Annotated in this window: 14 protein-coding genes and 1 pseudogene; 4 read left to right on the top strand and 11 right to left on the bottom strand. The window is 56.9% G+C overall.

What is annotated here, in order from left to right; all coding sequences use genetic code 11:
- Positions 1–15 precede the first annotated feature (15 nt).
- The 3 genes from RYB09_RS00075 to RYB09_RS00065 are packed head-to-tail and all read right to left on the bottom strand — an operon-like array spanning position 16 to position 2,711.
- Positions 16–810, bottom strand: coding sequence for an ABC transporter permease (locus RYB09_RS00075; RefSeq protein ID WP_058408428.1), 795 nt, complete (start codon positions 808–810; stop codon positions 16–18).
- 3 nt (positions 811–813) lie between these two features.
- Positions 814–1,686 (bottom strand): ABC transporter permease, encoded by an 873-nt coding sequence (locus RYB09_RS00070; protein WP_122281167.1) that lies wholly within the window; start codon positions 1,684–1,686, stop codon positions 814–816.
- Positions 1,683–2,711 carry an ABC transporter ATP-binding protein gene (locus RYB09_RS00065; protein ID WP_058408426.1) on the bottom strand — a complete coding sequence of 343 codons (1,029 nt, stop codon included), beginning with the start codon at positions 2,709–2,711 and terminating at the stop codon, positions 1,683–1,685. Before RYB09_RS00065 ends, RYB09_RS00070 begins: the two co-directional genes overlap by 4 nt.
- 241 nt (positions 2,712–2,952) lie before the next feature.
- On the opposite strand from RYB09_RS00065, the gene RYB09_RS00060 reads away from it, so the two are divergent.
- The 3 genes from RYB09_RS00060 (at position 2,953) to RYB09_RS00050 (ending at position 7,547) form a co-directional block, all read left to right on the top strand.
- On the top strand, positions 2,953–3,792 hold the full coding sequence (locus RYB09_RS00060; protein WP_122281168.1) for an IclR family transcriptional regulator: 840 nt from the start codon (positions 2,953–2,955) through the stop codon (positions 3,790–3,792).
- Between the two features lie 202 nt (positions 3,793–3,994).
- Positions 3,995–5,614 carry a methyl-accepting chemotaxis protein gene (locus RYB09_RS00055; protein ID WP_316887458.1) on the top strand — a complete coding sequence of 540 codons (1,620 nt, stop codon included), beginning with the start codon at positions 3,995–3,997 and terminating at the stop codon, positions 5,612–5,614.
- Positions 5,615–5,924: 310 nt separating this feature from the next.
- Complete coding sequence (locus RYB09_RS00050) at positions 5,925–7,547, top strand: methyl-accepting chemotaxis protein (protein ID WP_316887088.1); 1,623 nt, start codon at positions 5,925–5,927, stop codon at positions 7,545–7,547.
- 62 nt (positions 7,548–7,609) lie between these two features.
- On the opposite strand, the gene RYB09_RS00045 is transcribed toward RYB09_RS00050, so the two are convergent.
- The 5 genes from RYB09_RS00045 to RYB09_RS00025 form a co-directional block, all read right to left on the bottom strand.
- On the bottom strand, positions 7,610–8,572 hold the full coding sequence (locus RYB09_RS00045; RefSeq protein ID WP_005783041.1) for a class I SAM-dependent methyltransferase: 963 nt from the start codon (positions 8,570–8,572) through the stop codon (positions 7,610–7,612).
- A 65-nt stretch (positions 8,573–8,637) separates the two neighbouring features.
- Positions 8,638–9,342 carry a YoaK family protein gene (locus tag RYB09_RS00040; protein ID WP_058408423.1) on the bottom strand — a complete coding sequence of 235 codons (705 nt, stop codon included), beginning with the start codon at positions 9,340–9,342 and terminating at the stop codon, positions 8,638–8,640.
- A gap of 50 nt (positions 9,343–9,392) precedes the next feature.
- Positions 9,393–9,620: a hypothetical protein gene (locus RYB09_RS00035; protein WP_002553778.1), complete on the bottom strand. Its 228-nt coding sequence runs from the start codon at positions 9,618–9,620 to the stop codon at positions 9,393–9,395.
- Between the two features lie 130 nt (positions 9,621–9,750).
- The gene (locus tag RYB09_RS00030; protein WP_002553777.1) at positions 9,751–10,092 is read right to left on the bottom strand and encodes an FKBP-type peptidyl-prolyl cis-trans isomerase; all 342 of its coding nucleotides are present in this window, start codon (positions 10,090–10,092) and stop codon (positions 9,751–9,753) included.
- Positions 10,093–10,242: 150 nt separating this feature from the next.
- Complete coding sequence (locus tag RYB09_RS00025) at positions 10,243–10,524, bottom strand: hypothetical protein (RefSeq protein ID WP_002553776.1); 282 nt, start codon at positions 10,522–10,524, stop codon at positions 10,243–10,245.
- Positions 10,525–11,175: 651 nt separating this feature from the next.
- Between RYB09_RS00025 and RYB09_RS00020 the strand changes: the two genes are divergently transcribed.
- Positions 11,176–12,744, top strand: a complete 1,569-nt coding sequence (locus tag RYB09_RS00020; RefSeq protein WP_057403377.1) for a TerC family protein — start codon at positions 11,176–11,178, stop codon at positions 12,742–12,744.
- A 71-nt stretch (positions 12,745–12,815) separates the two neighbouring features.
- Here the strand turns inward: RYB09_RS00020 and RYB09_RS00015 are convergent, their stop codons facing one another.
- The 3 genes and pseudogenes from RYB09_RS00015 to RYB09_RS00005 form a co-directional block, all read right to left on the bottom strand.
- Positions 12,816–13,391, bottom strand: a complete 576-nt coding sequence (locus RYB09_RS00015) for a GNAT family N-acetyltransferase (protein ID WP_058401163.1) — start codon at positions 13,389–13,391, stop codon at positions 12,816–12,818.
- 56 nt (positions 13,392–13,447) lie between these two features.
- A complete protein-coding gene (locus RYB09_RS00010) occupies positions 13,448–14,191 on the bottom strand; it encodes a permease (RefSeq protein WP_316887087.1) in 744 nt (247 codons plus the stop codon).
- Between the two features lie 3 nt (positions 14,192–14,194).
- A pseudogene (locus tag RYB09_RS00005) lies at positions 14,195–16,270 on the bottom strand (hypothetical protein); the annotation flags it as partial.

The following is a 16,270-nucleotide window of genomic DNA, read 5'->3' as shown; positions in this document are numbered from 1 at the left end:
CGTGAAAGCTCCGGATCAGTGTTTGCCGACCAGCACCCGGTCCAGCCCATAGACCCGGTCGAGCAGGATCATGGTGGCGGCGGTGAGGGCGATGACCAGTGCCGATACGGCGGCCATCATCGGGTCGATGGATTCGGTGGCGTAAACGTACATGCGCACCGGCAGAGTCTGGGTAGCAGGCGAGGTGACGAAGATCGACAGCGTGACTTCATCGAAGCTGTTGATGAACGCCAGCAACCAGCCGCCTGCCACGCCGGGCAGGATCATCGGCAGGGTGATCTGCCGAAACAGGGTGAAACGGTTTGCGCCCAATGACTCGGCGGCGTGTTCGGCGCTGCGGTCGATACCGATCGCCGCCGCCAGCACCAGGCGCAGTACGTAAGGCGTGATGACCAGCACATGGGCGAAGATCAGCCAGGTGAAGCTGCCGTTTACGCCCATCAGCGCAAACAGGCGCAGCATCGCCACCCCCAGCACCAGGTGCGGAATGATGATCGGCGAAAGAAACAGCGCATTGAAAAAGTTGCGGCCCGGAAATGTATGGCGGGTGATCGCCAGCGCAGCAGGCACCGCGATCAACGTCGCCAGCGTTGCGGATACAAACGCCAGAATCAGACTGTTGTAGAACGAGTCGATAAAGTCGGCGCGTTCGAACACCGCCCTGAACCAGCGCAGCGAGAAGTCGGTAGTGGGCAGGCTCAGGGTGTTTTCCGGGGTAAACGCCACCAGGCACACCACCACCAGCGGGGCCATCATGAAGATCACTACCAGCGCATGAAACGACAGGGCCAAAGGACCGTTCTTGGACATGGATCATTCCCCCAGAGTTTTTTTGTAGCGGCCTTCGATCATGCGGTTCCAGGACAGCATGACCAGCAGGTTGACCAGCAGCAGCGCCACCGCCAGGGTCGCGCCCATCGGCCAGTTGAGCTCCGAGAGGTACTGGTCGTAGATCACCGTGGCGACCATCTTCAAACGTCGACCACCGAGCAGGCCGGGAATGGCAAACGAACTGGCGGCCAGACCAAAGACAATCAGCGAGCCGGACAGCACGCCCGGCATGACCTGCGGCAGGACGATCAGGCGCATGACTTTCGCCTGACTGGCACCCAGCGACAGCGCGGCCTGTTCTGCGGTGGGGTCGAGCTTTTGCAACGATGTCCAGACCGGAATGATCATGAACGGCAACATCACGTGGACCAGCGCGATGATCACGGCGAACGGGGTGTACAGCAGTTTCACCGGTCGACCGCCCATGAACTGGATGGCCTGATTGATCAGGCCATCCGCCCCCAGCAGCAGGCTCCAGCCGAAGGCCCGGACCACTACCGAGATCAGCAGCGGCGTGAGGATCAAAATCAGGAAGATCGAGCGCCACGGTGTGCCCATGCGGCTCAGAATGTAGGCCTCCGGCACGCCGATCAGCACGCAGAGCAACGTCACCAGCGCGCTGATCCAGAAGGTGCGCAGGAAGATTTCATAGAAATACGAGTCGGTGACCACGGCCGTGTAATTGGCCAGCGTATAGCTGTCGCTTTTCACCCCGACCTGATAGTCGAACACGTTGAACGACAGCAGCAGCGTCAGGCCCAGAGGCAGCACCAGCAAGCCGATATACAACGCCAGTGCCGGGGCTGACAGCCAATAGCCGCGGCTACCCTGGCGCATTTCGCTCATCAGACTCATGCGCGCACCTCGTCGGCGTCCAGCACGCGCAGCAATTCGGCTGGCCAATCCATGCCGACCGCAGCACCTTGTTCCAGCGGTGCCTGGCCGTCGTTGCGACGCACTACGGTTATTTCGCCGATGCCGGTCTGAATGCGATACAGCCACTGGCTGCCGAGAAAGTAACGCGTGACGATACGTCCCGACAGCCGTCCGCAGCCGGGTTCGACCAGATCAATTTTTTCTGGACGCAGGCTGAGGGTCAGCGTGCCATCGCCGGGTAGCAGGCGGATCTGCGGGTTGCCGCTGCTGTCCGGGTCACCCTGCAGCATATTGGCTTTGCCGACAAACCCCGAGATAAAGCGCGTGCGCGGGTGTTCGTAGAGTGTGTAGGGCTCGTCGATCTGCGTGATATGCCCGGCCTGCATGACCACTACCCGATCACTGATCGACAGGGCTTCGGCCTGATCGTGGGTAACCATCAGCGTGGTGATGCCCACTTCATTCTGAATACGGCGAATTTCGAACTGCATCTCTTCGCGCAGGTTGGCGTCCAGGTTGGACAGCGGTTCATCCAGAAGCAGCACCGGCGGCTCGATCACCAAGGCTCTGGCCAGCGCGACCCGCTGCCGTTGCCCACCAGACAGCTCGCGCGGGTAGCGCTCGGCATGCTGAGCGAGACGAACCAGCTCCAGCACCCGGGTGACACGCTGTTGCAGCTCGGCAGCAGGCACCTTGCGCATGCGCAGGCCAAACGCAACGTTGTTGGCCACGGTCATGTGCGGAAACAATGCATAGCTCTGAAATACAACGCCCAGACCCCGGCTGCTGGGCTTGGCATGGGTAATGTCGCGGCCGTCGAGCACTATGCGCCCGTCACTGACTTCAACGAAGCCGGCGATCATTTGCAGAGTGGTGGTCTTGCCACAGCCGGAAGGGCCGAGCAGTGAAACGAATTCGCCCTTGTCGACGGCCAGGTTGGTGGCAACGACCGCGTCTATGGAGCCGTAACGTTTGGAGAGACCTTCGAGCTGCAGAAATGCCATGCCTGCTTCCACCTTTGTGCATGCGCGCCGAGGCACGCGTTTGTCATGGGCAGATGCGAAATGAAGTCATGCAGTTCTGTGGACGTTGGTGCTCGCTCTGAGTCGGCTACCGATGATTGTTCAAATCGCCCCTGTGGACTGAGAGTAGGGCGAAGGCTAGGATGGGCTCAACTAGGAATTTCACTGAATAACATCTTTCTTTGAATTAATTCTTTTAGTGGAAAAATAGCGAGATATATTCATGAATAATTCCACTGATCGGAATACTGCTTCTGCAGAAGTGGGCGTCGGCGCTGTGTCGCGTCTGTTCGCCGTATTGCGTTGCCTGGGCGATTGCGACGAAGGCGGCGAGCGGGTCACGCAACTCGCCCAGCGTGTCGGGCTCTCGCAACCCACCACGCACCGCTTGCTGCGCAGCCTGATGGATGAAGGCATGGTCGAGCAGGACCTGCTCAGCAAGCGCTATCGGTTGAGCATCGAATTCTTTGCGCTGGCTGCCAAGGCGGGTAACACCGGCAATCTGCGCGACGTCGTGCGCCCCAGTCTGTTACGCCTGTCTGCATCGCTGGGCGACTCGCTGTTTCTGCTGGCACGCAGTGGTTTTGATGCGATCTGTCTGGACCGCAGCGAAGGCCCGTACCCGATCCGCACGTTCACCGGCGACATTGGCGGCCGCGTTGCGTTGGGTGTGGGGCAGGGCAGCCTGGCGATTCTCGCGTTTCTCCCCGAGGACGAGCGGGAAACGGTGATTGCCTACAACCTGCCACGGCTCAAGGATTTTCACCTGTATGACGAAGTGTTTCTGCGTTCAGAGGTCGAAAACGTGCGCCGCCTCGGCTACGCCGGCCGCAACACCGGCGCGTTACCGGGCATGGCCGGGCTGGCCGTGCCGATCCTGGACCGCAATGGTCGTGCAGTGGCTGCGCTCAGCGTGGCGACCATTTCCGACCGGCTGGGATCAGATCGCCTGATGACCGTGGTCGAACTGCTCAAGCGCGAAGCCACGGCCATCAGTGCCAGAATCAATCCCTTCGACCCTTCGCTACGACGGCCCAGTCAGGTATTCGGGCAGGCGGATTAGATCTTTTACTCTCTTTTTGGCGTTTTTTTGACGTATTTCTGACATTTATACCGACTGTCGCTGTTTTTAAAGAAAAATTGGCGCAAGCCGATGATGATCTCATAGAGCACACGTGCCGGGCTGTCTGGCTCGGTCGTAAGGGATGAGGCTCGTCATATTCTGCGTGCTGACGCAGACCCGCTTTTCTCCAGAGATCATCATGATGTCGAAATCCCTGAGGCTCCAAATCCTTGGCTTGCTTGGCGGCAGTCTTGTACTGGTGCTGATCATTGCGCTGGCCTGTTTCAACTTCCTGTCCGGTAACGTGCAGTCCTATCGCAGTCTTCTTGAAGGTCCGGTCCGTGCCTCGCAGTTGGTTGATGAGGCCAACCTGCAATTCAAGGTTCAGGTCCAGGAGTGGAAAAACGTTCTGTTGCGCGGCAAGGCATCGGCAGACCGCGACAAATTCTGGGGGCAATTCGAAGAGCAGGAACGCAAGGTACAAAGTACGTTGGGCCTGCTGGCAGAAATGGAAGGCACCGATCAATCGTTGAAAAGCCAGGTGCAGGCACTGCAGCAGGCGCACCGCACATTGGGCACTGCCTATCGCACTGGCCGTGATGCATTCATTGCGGCGGGCAACGATGCTTCTGCTGGCGACGCCGCAGTCAAAGGCGTAGACCGTCCGACGAGCGAGCAGATGGCCATCCTGGTTGATCAACTGCACAAGTCCAGCGATGCCCAGTCGGTTGCAATCAGTCAGCAAGCCGACCGCACGATCCTGACTGGTGCCGTTGTAATGCTCGTTTCTGCGCTGCTTGTAGGCCTGCTTGCCCTGTGGATTGTCAATCGCAATCTGGTTGCGCCGATTCGCATGCTTATCGAATACGTCGCCCAGTTGAGTGAAGGCAAGTTTGCTGCACGCGTTGACGTGACGCGCCAGGACGAACTCGGCCGTCTGGCCGTCGCAGCGAACACGCTGCGTGATTTTCTGGCAGATACTTTCAGCCGCCTCAAGCGCAGTACCACCGACCTCGATACAGCTGGCGGCGAGCTGAATGCCATTGCTGAGTTAATGGCTCAGGGCACTCACGAGCAATTTGAGCGTACCGATCAGGTCGCTACCGCGATGACCGAAATGTCCGCTACTGCCCAGGAAGTTGCCCGCCATGCGGCACATGCTGCACGGGCTGCGGATGAGGCTGACCAAAGCGCGCAGGACGGTGAGAAAGTCATGCAGTCGACCATCGCCACCATCACCCGGATGCGCAGTGAGATTTCCTCGACGGCCAATGTCATTCAGCGCCTTGAAACAGACAGTGGTCGTATCGGCAAGGTGCTTGAGGTGATTCGCGGGATCGCTGATCAGACCAATCTACTGGCGCTCAATGCCGCCATCGAGGCTGCGCGGGCAGGTGAAGCCGGGCGCGGTTTTGCCGTGGTGGCTGACGAAGTCCGGACATTGGCACAACGTACCGCCGTGTCCACGGCCGAGATCAATCAGATCATTAATTCGGTGCAGACCGGCGCAAGCGACGCGGTGCAGGCTATTCAGGGCGGTCAGGCGCGCAGCGAAGAGAGTGTCGAGCAGGTTACGCATGCCGGCGCGACACTGCAGCGCATTACCGTGGCAGTCGAGAATATTCGCGACATGAATCGCCAGATAGCGACTGCTGCCGAAGAGCAGACTTCTGTAGCAGAGGACATCTCGCGCAACCTGACTGAAATCACCGCAATCGCGGTGACCAATCAGGACAACGTCAAACGTACCCAGAACGCCAGCCATGAACTGAAAGGCCTTTCAACTGGCCTTAACGATGTGATCTCGCGCTTGAGCGCGTGATCCGCTTAACAGTGTTACCGCTCTCCGGTCATGGAGAGAGGTAACACTGCAGGTGTTATTTGTCAGTATAAACAGAGCATCAAGCGTTACGGGATTTACCCTGATGAGGTAGTAATACTAAAAGTATAGTCTCAACTGAAAAGTCTGACTATTGGTGGGTTTAAAGCACTATTAAAGGCGTTATGTGGCGTCAGGAGTTTTTGCACTAAACAGTAGTTTTTTATTTTTAAAATCATTAAAGTGATGTCGGGTCGCCATCATTTTTGCATGGTTCCCGCCCTACCGTTGTGACAGCAAGGGGATCTATAAAATGCCAATAAGAAATATAGGTTTGAACTTGAGGGCGCTTCTCAGCTTCGGCATTATTTGCCTGCTGCTTGCCGGGGTTGGCACGAACGCAGTCTTTAAAATGAACGGGTTACACCAGTCCGCCGACCAGTTGCAGACAGACTGGCTGCCCAGCGTCAGACAGGCTGGACGCATAGAGACGGCGGGCCTGTTGTATCGCCTCGACGCGCGACGTTTTGTGATGGATGACCAGCGGCAGTCGCCGGAGTCTGTCAATAAGCTGAACGGATTGAAGAACGCCTTACTGCAAACAGCCGACACTTACGGCTCGCTGGTGTCGAGCCCACAGGAAGAACAGGTCTGGAAACAAGTCAAAGCCGATGCACTGGCCTACAGCGACAAGATCGACCAGCTGGTTGAACTTAGCAAAAGCAAATCCGACAGCGAACTATTCGTATTTATCCGTGATGTTACCAGCCCGCAGGCGAAGGCCTTGCAATCATCTATAGAACAATTGATCGAAGTCAACGTCAAGGGTGCAGAACAATCAGGGGCCATAGCAGACAAAAACTATGAAAGTGGACTAACCGTCACCCTTACACTTGTTGTTCTGGCCGTGATTATTACCTTGATTGTTGCCACTTTATTCACCCGCAGCATCGCCAGACCCGTTCAGGCATTGCTCGACTCGACACGCAAAATCGCCGAGGGCGACTTGCGTACCACGGTGGAAGTCAACGGGGCCGATGAGCTGACCGAACTGCAAAAAGCCACCGCAACCATGCTCTCTAGCCTCAAGGGCACCATTCAGCACATTTCCGATGCTTCGGGCCTGCTGGCGTCGGCTGCTGAAGAAATGAGCTCCATCACTCAGGACTCCACACAAGGTATCCAACGCCAGACAATGGAAACCGAGCAGGCCGCCACGGCGGTCAACCAGATGACCGCAGCCATTGAAGAAGTTGCACGCAATGCGGTCGCTGCTTCGACCTCCACGCAAGCCTGCGAAAAGTCTGCGCAGACCGGCCAGGATTGCGTCGGCCAGACCATCGCTGCGCTGGAAAAACTCAGTACCACAGTGGACAAGACTGGAGTTGAAGTAGAAGGACTGGCCCATCAGGCGCAGGATATCGCCAAGGTGGTCGATGTCATCCGCGCGATTGCCGAGCAGACCAATCTGCTGGCGCTCAACGCCGCTATCGAAGCCGCCCGCGCGGGTGAGCAGGGTCGTGGATTTGCCGTGGTCGCCGATGAGGTCAGGGCGCTGGCCCATCGTACTCAGACGTCTACCCAGGAAATAGAACAGATGATCCAGGGTATACAGAAAAACTCCAGCGGTGCCGTCCAGTCGATGAAGCAGAGCAATGCGGAAACCGACGCGACGTTGCTGATCGCTCAGCAGGCTGGTGTTGCAATCAAGGAGATCACCACATCGATCAGCCACATCAATGAGCGCAACCTGATGATTGCAACGGCTTCGGAGCAGCAAGCGCATGTTGCCCGCTCTGTCGATGAGAACCTGGTGAGCATTCGCGATTTGTCAGTCCAGAGCTCTTCTGCCTCCAGCCAGACCTCCACAGCCAGTCAGGAGCTGTCCCGCCTGGCTGTGGATCTTAGTCGCCTGGTATCGAGGTTTTCAGTCTGATCCAAACCCGGTCCGAGCACGGGCCACTGTTTTGAAGGCTTGATTGAAAGTCGTTACGGTGTTCACGCCCACCCTGTGCGACTCAAGCCTTCAGCCTTGAACACCAAAGCCTTCAGGCCGCCATCGACCCGCGCATCCGGGAATTCCGGCGGGTTCTCCAGGCGTTGCTCGAAGCGCAGGCACGGTGCCTCGATTGCCGTGTGCTGAATCAGAAAGTCCGGCCCCAGTGCCGGATCGTTCATGCATGCCAGCACCGAACCGTCTTCATCCAGCAACTCTGGCAGACGGCGCAGGACTCGCTGGTAGTCCTTGTCGAGCATGAAGCTGCCTTTCTGGAAAGACGGCGGGTCAATGATGATCAGGTCGTAAGGGCCGGAGCGGGTGACTTTGGCCCATGACTTGAACAGGTCATGCCCGAGAAAGGTCACCCGGCCCAGATCCTGATCATTGAGCCGGTGATTCTCACGACCGCGATTCAATGCCGCGCGGGCCATGTCCAGGTTCACTACATGGTCTGCACCACCGGCAAGGGCGGCGACCGAGAAGCCGCAGGTGTAGGCGAACAGGTTCAGGATGCGCTTGCCCTTTGCTTGCGCCTGCACCCATTCGCGGCCATAGCGCATGTCCAGAAACAGACCGCTGTTCTGCTTCTTGCCGAAATCGACTTTATAACGCAGGCCATTTTCGGTGATCACCCATTCATCGACGACCTCGCCGGTCAGCCATTGCGTAGTGCTTTGCGGCAAATAGCGGTGTTGCAACAACAGGGTATGGGCCTGACTTTGTTGCCACTGCGGCGTTTCGATCAACTCGTTCAACAGCTGCGTCAGAGCTGCCAGTTCGGGCTCAAGAGGCTCTTTGAACAGCGAGACCAGCACCACGCCCTGCATCCAGTCGACGGTAATGTGCTCCAGCCCCGGCCATACGCGACCACGGCCATGAAACAGGCGGCGGGTTTCAGTCGGAACGTTGTTCAGGGCGGCGAGTAGATGCTGTTGCAGGATGGCGAGTGCTTCAGGGGTCATGACGAAGGTCGGTTATGAAAGGCGGCGTATGGTAAACGTATTTCAGCAGATGGGAATCGCAGGGTTCAGCGTGGCATGTATTGGCGTTGCCAGCGATGCGGGATTTTCAATGAAACCAGCCCCAGCAATGCCGACAGGCTGCCGCTGACCAACAGGGCATTGAGCCCCAGGCGTTGTTCAAGCATTGCGCCGATGACCGCCCCGATGAACATGCCAACCCACGGCACCAGTTGCACGCGCCAGCCCTCCCGGCGCTCGCCCAGTATCCAGCGGCCAAGGCCACGCCCGAAACGCGACAGCGCGCCGGTTACGTAGGTCAGGCCGACCGGCAGCCCGTTGACCTGTTCCACGGCGGCGTTAAGCATGCCCATCGCCAGAATGGCCCAGATCAGTGCGAGCATATTGCTTTCCAGCGGCCATGCGGCTGCGGCACACAGCAGCGTGGCGATCCCCAGCAGCAGGGGCAGGGCGCGCCGACCGCCAAGCCGCGCAACGACGACACCCAGCGCATTGCCGGCAATAAAGGCGAAGATGGCCAGCGCCAGGCGAAGGGTCACGCTCAGGTCGCCGGCACTGATCGCGACGGCAAGCCGGGTGGTGTTGCCACTCATGAACGAAACGAAGTCGCCGGTCGCCATGAAACCGATGGCATCGGTCATGCCGGCCAGTACCGACAGGCTTGCGACCAGACACATTCCAACCCGGCCCCGCCATTTCTGCATGTGCAGGTGCCTGGGGCTGGCGCTGATTCTGGCGGGCTGTGGCAGCATCGAAGGCCCTCTGGACCGATGGAAGTGCGTCTGATCGTTGGTTCAGCAGTTCATAGTGGCTTGGCGCGTACGATTCGCTTGGCCCTGACCTCATCGGCATAGGCCTTGAGCTGATCGGCATCGCTGTAAAGGCGGTTGACCATCTGCAGCACTGCCGTAACGTCGACATCTTTCATTTGTGAGGCGAGTTTGAGAATTTCTTCCGCCGTGTTTTCCAGATTGGTTGCTGTCCCTTTCAAGTGCCGCTTCAGCTCCTGAGTCGACTTATTGAGCGCCATACGTGTTCCTGTGCCAAGACCTTGAATTCCATACCCGGAGCATGGCTTTTTCCGCGATAACAAGCAATCAGGCTTATGCCTGTCAGCCAGGGTTATCGGCCGATTCAAGGCGATCTGCAAGGCGGCTCGCTCAATCGTCGCGGGTCAGCACTTCCAGCAGCTCTATTTCAAACGTCAGGTCGGCACCCGGCTTGATGTGCGCGCCCATCGTTCTGTCGCCATAGGCCAGATGGGCAGGCACGAACAGTTTGCGTTTACCGCCCACCTTCATGCCCATAAGGCCCTGATCCCAGCCCTTGATAACGCGTCCGGTGCCGATCACGCACTGAAACGGCTTGCCACGCTGGTGAGAGGAATCAAAGACAGTGCCGTCTTCGAGGGTTCCGGTGTAATGCGTGGTGATCAGCGCACCTTTGACCGCTTCCTTGCCTTCGCCGGGATGCAGGTCGGTAATCTGTAATTCTTTGCTCATTACAAGGCTTCCGTTTAAAGCGCGCTCAATGAATGGCGCGAGCGGGCATTTTCGCAGCGCTTTCTCGCAGAAAAGCATGCCTGTGACAAGCGGGCGAAACGAAAACGGGGAAGCTTTCGCTTCCCCGTCGTATTCCGATTGTGTCGTTCGTCAGAGATTCTGCGAACTGACCACCATCGCCTGGGCGATATTCTCTTTCTGCTCCTGGGTGAAACCGTCCCAGATATTGGTCTTGGCGTAGTAACCCAGGCCAGCCAGGCAGTAAAGGCTGAGGGTCAGAACGATGACGATTGAAACAAAGGTCCAGCGGCCTTCGTCATCGTTTTCCCGAGTGAAGCTGCGGGAATAGTTGTCCTCGGCGCTGCGGAAGAACAGCGCGGACGACAGGCGCTTGAGCCATTGGAACAAATGAACGACGACGATACGCAGCATGGGAATCACCTCAAAGGTTAAAAGAAACGGGTCGTCCGCGATACCGTTCACCGGCATCGGGGTACAAAAGCTGAAAACGAAAAAAGCCCGTCTATGACGGGCTTTCTTTTTATGATTCTGGTCAGGGGGCAGGGGATCGTGCATTCACACAAGTCGCGTTGGACACTGCGCAGGCCTGACGTTATTGCAACATTTTAAAACAAATGATTTGGGTGATCTACCCGGACACTGCCGTTGTCAGACAACTGGTCGTACCTGGAGGTGCGGCAAAACGTCGCTCCGGGTTGAGCGAGGCTTAGGAATACGCCGTGCTTTTGGTCAAGTCTTGTAATACTTATACAAAATACGAAACAGTTGTGTGTATTGTACGATCAACGCCCGTATTGATTTTCAGGACCGTATGAATACCCTCCAGGAGCCTCCGAGTTGCCTTCCCTTCACCGCTGATGGCTGGCCAGTGATATCCCATTCACCAGGCAGGCCGTTTGATTCGAACGCCGGTTTACCCTCTCTCTCGTATTGTAATGGCCCCGACATGCCTGTGCATGGTCGCAAGGTACCTTTGCGCATGGCAATTCATTGCAGTGCGTGGCCAGCTGTGGCCAACGATGAGTTTTCCCGCCATTTTTCTCGTGAGGCTGCATAACTACCATGGAATGGATCGCTGACCCCACGGCATGGCTTGGCCTGCTGACCCTCATCGTGCTGGAACTGGTGCTGGGTATCGATAACCTGGTGTTTATTGCCATTCTGGCGGACAAACTGCCCCCCGAACAACGCGACAAGGCGCGCGTCATCGGCCTGTCGCTGGCACTGATCATGCGCCTGGGCTTGCTGGCGAGCATCTCCTGGATGGTGACGCTGACCGAGCCGTTGTTCGAGATCTTCGACAAGACGTTCTCCGGTCGTGACCTGATCATGCTGTTTGGTGGTGTGTTCCTGTTGTTCAAGGCCACCATGGAACTGCACGAACGGCTGGAAGGCCATGTTGCCCAGCGCGCCGGTAACGCAGGCTATGCGTTGTTCTGGCCCATCGTTGCGCAGATTGTGGTACTCGACGCGGTGTTCTCGCTGGACGCCGTAATCACGGCCGTCGGCATGGTTGAGCACCTGTCGGTGATGATGATTGCTGTGATCTTCTCCATCGGCCTGATGATGATTGCCAGCAAGCCGCTGACCAAATTCGTCAACAGCCGCCCGACAGTGATCATGCTGTGTCTGGGCTTCCTGATGATGATTGGTTTCAGCCTGACCGCCGAGGGCCTTGGTTTCCACATTCCCAAGGGCTATCTGTACGCGGCCATCGGTTTCTCGATCCTCATCGAGGTGTTCAACCAGATCGCTCGCAAGCGCAGCAAGAAGTCTGCTCATGGCCACCTGCCGCGTCGCGAGCGGGCTGCCCATGCGGTGATGCGTCTGCTGGGCGGTCGCAAGCTGGAGTCTGGCGATGTCGATGAGGAAATCACCGACATGCTGGAAGGCGAAAGCAGCGAGCCGGTGTTTGACCGTCGTGAGCGGGTGATGATCAGCGGCGTACTGCAACTGGCTGAGCGTCCGATTCGCACGGTGATGACGCCAAGGGCCGAAATCGACTACATCGACCTGAAAGACGATGCCGAGAAAATCCGCCTGAAACTGATGCACTCGTCCTACTCGCGTCTGCCGTTGATTGGCGAGCGAGGCATCGATGAGCCGCTGGGCTTCGTGCACAAGAAAGAGCTGTTCAAGGAGTTGTTGTCCGGCAACGAGCCCGACCTGAAGCTGATGTCGCGCAAGGCAATCAACCTGCTGGAAAGCTTCAGCATCCTCAATGCCCTGGAACAGATGCGCAAGGAGTCGACGCACATCGCCTTTGTGGTCAACGAATTCGGTGATTTCATCGGCGTGTTGAGCATGACCGACATTCTGGAGTCCATCGCTGGCCAGCTGCCGGACGCCAGCGAAGTGGAAGGCCCGGACATCGTCAAGCAGGGCGAGGACTTCGTGGTATCGGGTGCCTTGAACCTGAGCCTGATTCGCGAACGCACCGGCTTCCAGGCCAAGGCCACTGAGGATTATCAGACCCTCGCCGGACTGGTCATGAGCCTGCTGGATCGCCTGCCGTCCACCGGCGATAGCCTGGACTGGCAGGGCTGGAACCTTCAGGTTGTCGGCGTGGAAGAGCGCCGGGTAACTCGGGTGTTGTTGCAGAAACAGCCTGAGGTCGGGGCTGGCAAATAAGCACGGAGCTGTAATAAAAAAACGGGGCCTTCTCATGGTGAGCAGGCCCCGTTTTCATGTGTGCGTCGCGCTTATTTGCGACGCGGACGCGACACCACAGATTCGATATTCTTGCGGCCGATCAGCTTGGGCTGCGCAGGCTCTTTGGCCATCGGCGCATCAGCCAGCCACTTGAACATCACCAGACAATCCACCAGCCCCAATCGGGCGTGACGATAAGCCTTGGGCAAACGCCCGACTGTCTCGAAACCCAGCTTGGCCCACAGCGCGACAGCTACGTCATTGCTGGCCACCACCGAATTGAACTGCATCGCCAAAAACCCGCTGTCGCGCGCCAGTTGCTGCGAATGCTCGCACATCAACCGCGCTACACCACGACCCCGCGCCGCATCCGTCACCATATAGCCGCAATTGCAGACATGATTCCCCGGACCTGCTGCATTGGCCTTCAAGTAGTAACTGCCCAGCAGCTGGCCGTCTTCCTCTGCAATCAGCGTGTGCAACGGCAGCTCCATCCACAGACTGCGGGCCTGCTCCTGAGTGACGGCAGGGTCGTAGGCGTAGGTTTCCTGAGCGGTGACGACAGCCTGAAAGGTGGGCCAGAAGCGCTCGAAGTCTTCCGGGGTCATGGGGCGGATCTGGATCATGGTGAGGCCTTGGTGGGTATGGCTTGAATTCCGGCGTGTACGTTAGCTTGGGTGTGCTACCACTTCCAGGCTTTTTCGGTGAACTCGGCGGTAGAGGGGAGCACTGTGTGGAGAAAATTCAGGTATTTGTTGAACAGTACTTCGTGCTGGAAACGGGCCTCAAAGCCTAGCGTGACGTCAGTGCGGTGCGTGATGATCATGAGGCGTTTACGGTCGACGGTTACAAACTTGTACTCGGCCCATGGGAGGCTTTGCTCATGGTGAATGGGGTTTTCCCAGCTCAGCAGCTTGAGGGCTGCGATACAGGCCATGGCTGCCGGGCCGATCAGGAAGAGTAGTGAGCCGGTGAGGGCGGCTATGAAGACGAATATCAGGATGATGGCTATGGCAATGCCCTTGAAGAAGGACGAGGCGAAGTCGGGGTAATGGAGGTAGTACTCCAGGTGGGCGCAGTTGGTTTTTATGGTGTAGTTGTAGATGGTTTTTTGGCGGACACCTAGGAGAATAAAGTAAACTGCTCCGCCGCTGGTACTCGCTACAATATAAATTGCTTGCAATGGATCTTTTGAATAAAATTCCCAACCTGCCCATAGGCCAAAGCTCAGTATCGTCGCATAGATGAAAACCATTGCCAACTCAGCAAGAAGTATTTCTTTTGGCGGTCTTGCGATGGTTTTTATTGACCACTTCAAGATTTCCTTATCGTTTTGATAATGTTTGAATATTCCACAAGCTTCTGATTGGCATGTGATGTTATTGGTTTTTTTTGGACTGATTGGGTGGGGTAGTTTCTTTGTCATACCTTATTCCGCTATTTCAAGTGTCAAGGCGCGGCTTCGGTCGAGCAATGTTATTCCCGGTTCAGCACTGACCAAGCCGTCGACCTTGGTATCGCCCTCGCTATTTAGCTCGAGTTGATACAGGTAGCCGATGTCCTGCTGGCTAAATTTAATCAGGCTGTCGGAATACCATATTTGTAGTTCCAGATAGGTAGCTTCTTCCTCAAGAGGAATCCAGGTTTCCCAGATCAAGTCTTCACCTTCCGGGGGCATAAGCGGAAAGGTAAAATCCTCGTAAGCGTTTCGGGCCGCTTGATTGTCAAGTTTTCCAAAATGGCCAGATTGCTTGAACTGCCCTCGCTCCAGGAATGGCTGCTGCACCGGAGAATCTATTTTTTCCACGGGAAGCACACCCCATGGGCGTTTGCTACTGATGATATTGAAGTGCACTGATTGTCCGCGTACCGCGCTTGGCAAAAGAATCTGCACGCCAGCGCCGTCTTGCACGGGGGTGCTGTAGTAGTCACCTTTGCCAAGATAACGACTTTCAATGCGCGTGGTGGTTTTTACGTGAACCTGAGGGCTTAACTGGATTGTGAGGAGGGCAAGCCTTTCTTCGTGCTGGCCTCCTGCGTCCGTTGAGTATCGGGAGTCAATCGATTTGGACCAGCAGCATCTTCGCAACCACCAACCTATACTATCCTGCTTGAAGTAGTTTAAGGCCGTTGTAGCGAATAGGTACACTGCACCTATAAGCAGTAAAGTCAGACTAAACCACGGACTCATCGCCACAGCAGTGATGGTGATTGATGGAAAAAGCCCCGCAATTAATTGAATGGCACTGCCTGCTCCCATCATGAGCACTGATGCAAATTTTACCTGCATCGCTATCCTCTCTTCGGAAGTCTTGGCTTGCGTTAGGTCATTTTGGATATCCAAGACTTCTAAAGCAGCAGCCGCTACCCCAAACCCACCCATTGCCACCATCGAAACCCTGAACCCTCGTATTGCATCAGCCCAGGTTACATTTCCCTTGGCTTTCCAATACGCACTGGACCTGTCCAGAACCCCTACATTCTTGCCGTCAATCAGCACCGGCGTCGCATCCCTGATGACGCTCCATGGTGCTTCAACAAACACCGCCATCAACAGATTGAAGCTGTACCCCAGTCCATACGTAACCTTGCCAATATCCTTGGCACTGAAGTCTCCATCACGAGTAACGTCCCGGTAAGTGAGCGCGGTATTGATGAAATTGAACATGATCACACCCCAAGTGATCGAGCCCGCAGTGCCGCCGAGTCGGTCGGTCCAGCGTTTGGCTTGGGCCAGCCAGTCCTTGGCCAGGGTTTTGCCGGACTGGAAGTACTGGCGAATCTCGTCCTGCAGTAATTTGGCGTATTCGTTGTTCTGGAAGTCGAGCAGAGCGGGGATGCTCAGTTCGTGGACGCGCAGTTTCTGTTTATGGGCGTGCAGGTTGCGAGCGGTGCTTTGGCGTGTGTTGTAGGCGTTCGGATATAGCCAACTGCGTCGGATATCGCTGATCTGCTTGTTGAGGACCTGCCACTCGCGTATCCACTGTTTGAGCTTGGTGAATACCTGTTGGTCGACTGCAATACGCGCCTTCGAATCAAGCAAAATCTGCCCGATCAACAGGGTGCGAAGCAATGCGACGATGTTCTGCTGTTTGCCCAGAGCCATGCGGCTGTCGATGGGTACCCATGCCAGCAGGATACTCTCGAGCGTTGCCTTGCCTGCGCCGCTGGCCAGTTCGCCGAGAGCCTTGAAGGTACCTTGAACAGGTTGCTTCAGCGCCTTCATCCACGGCTTGTCGGCAAAGCCCTGGTGATTGAGGGCGCCATTGAGTTCGCCAATGCGTGTGGCGAGGTTGGTGACGTCGCCGAGGCCGTTCAATAGCGCGTCGGCCTCTTGGTGCAACGCCTGTTTGAGCGCGGGTGAGAAGCCGTAGCGCAAGGTACCAAACAGCGTGCTGGCATTGGCTTCCTGCTCGGCCAGCCAGGTCGTGGCTGCGCTGTCCTGGGCGTAAATGATCTGCAGGTTGAGCATGATCGTTTGCAGGTACAGCAGCTGTGTCGGGCG

The organism is Pseudomonas syringae group sp. J254-4 (genome assembly GCF_032586855.1).
Classification (GTDB): domain Bacteria; phylum Pseudomonadota; class Gammaproteobacteria; order Pseudomonadales; family Pseudomonadaceae; genus Aquipseudomonas; species Aquipseudomonas amygdali.
Note: the sequence above shows the minus strand (reverse complement) of the source record. Positions and strands in the feature narration are given on the sequence as shown.

Coding starts and splice junctions, on each gene's coding strand:
- RYB09_RS00025 (WP_002553776.1), bottom strand. CDS start 10,524: ATGCTGCGTATCGTCGTCGTTCATTTGTTCCAATGGCTCAAGCGCCTG.
- RYB09_RS00050 (WP_316887088.1), top strand. CDS start 5,925: ATGCCAATAAGAAATATAGGTTTGAACTTGAGGGCGCTTCTCAGCTTC.
- RYB09_RS00075 (WP_058408428.1), bottom strand. CDS start 810: ATGTCCAAGAACGGTCCTTTGGCCCTGTCGTTTCATGCGCTGGTAGTG.
- RYB09_RS00030 (WP_002553777.1), bottom strand. CDS start 10,092: ATGAGCAAAGAATTACAGATTACCGACCTGCATCCCGGCGAAGGCAAG.
- RYB09_RS00020 (WP_057403377.1), top strand. CDS start 11,176: ATGGAATGGATCGCTGACCCCACGGCATGGCTTGGCCTGCTGACCCTC.
- RYB09_RS00055 (WP_316887458.1), top strand. CDS start 3,995: ATGTCGAAATCCCTGAGGCTCCAAATCCTTGGCTTGCTTGGCGGCAGT.
- RYB09_RS00060 (WP_122281168.1), top strand. CDS start 2,953: ATGAATAATTCCACTGATCGGAATACTGCTTCTGCAGAAGTGGGCGTC.
- RYB09_RS00040 (WP_058408423.1), bottom strand. CDS start 9,342: ATGCTGCCACAGCCCGCCAGAATCAGCGCCAGCCCCAGGCACCTGCAC.
- RYB09_RS00010 (WP_316887087.1), bottom strand. CDS start 14,191: ATGACAAAGAAACTACCCCACCCAATCAGTCCAAAAAAAACCAATAAC.
- RYB09_RS00065 (WP_058408426.1), bottom strand. CDS start 2,711: ATGGCATTTCTGCAGCTCGAAGGTCTCTCCAAACGTTACGGCTCCATA.
- RYB09_RS00045 (WP_005783041.1), bottom strand. CDS start 8,572: ATGACCCCTGAAGCACTCGCCATCCTGCAACAGCATCTACTCGCCGCC.
- RYB09_RS00015 (WP_058401163.1), bottom strand. CDS start 13,391: ATGATCCAGATCCGCCCCATGACCCCGGAAGACTTCGAGCGCTTCTGG.
- RYB09_RS00070 (WP_122281167.1), bottom strand. CDS start 1,686: ATGAGTCTGATGAGCGAAATGCGCCAGGGTAGCCGCGGCTATTGGCTG.
- RYB09_RS00035 (WP_002553778.1), bottom strand. CDS start 9,620: ATGGCGCTCAATAAGTCGACTCAGGAGCTGAAGCGGCACTTGAAAGGG.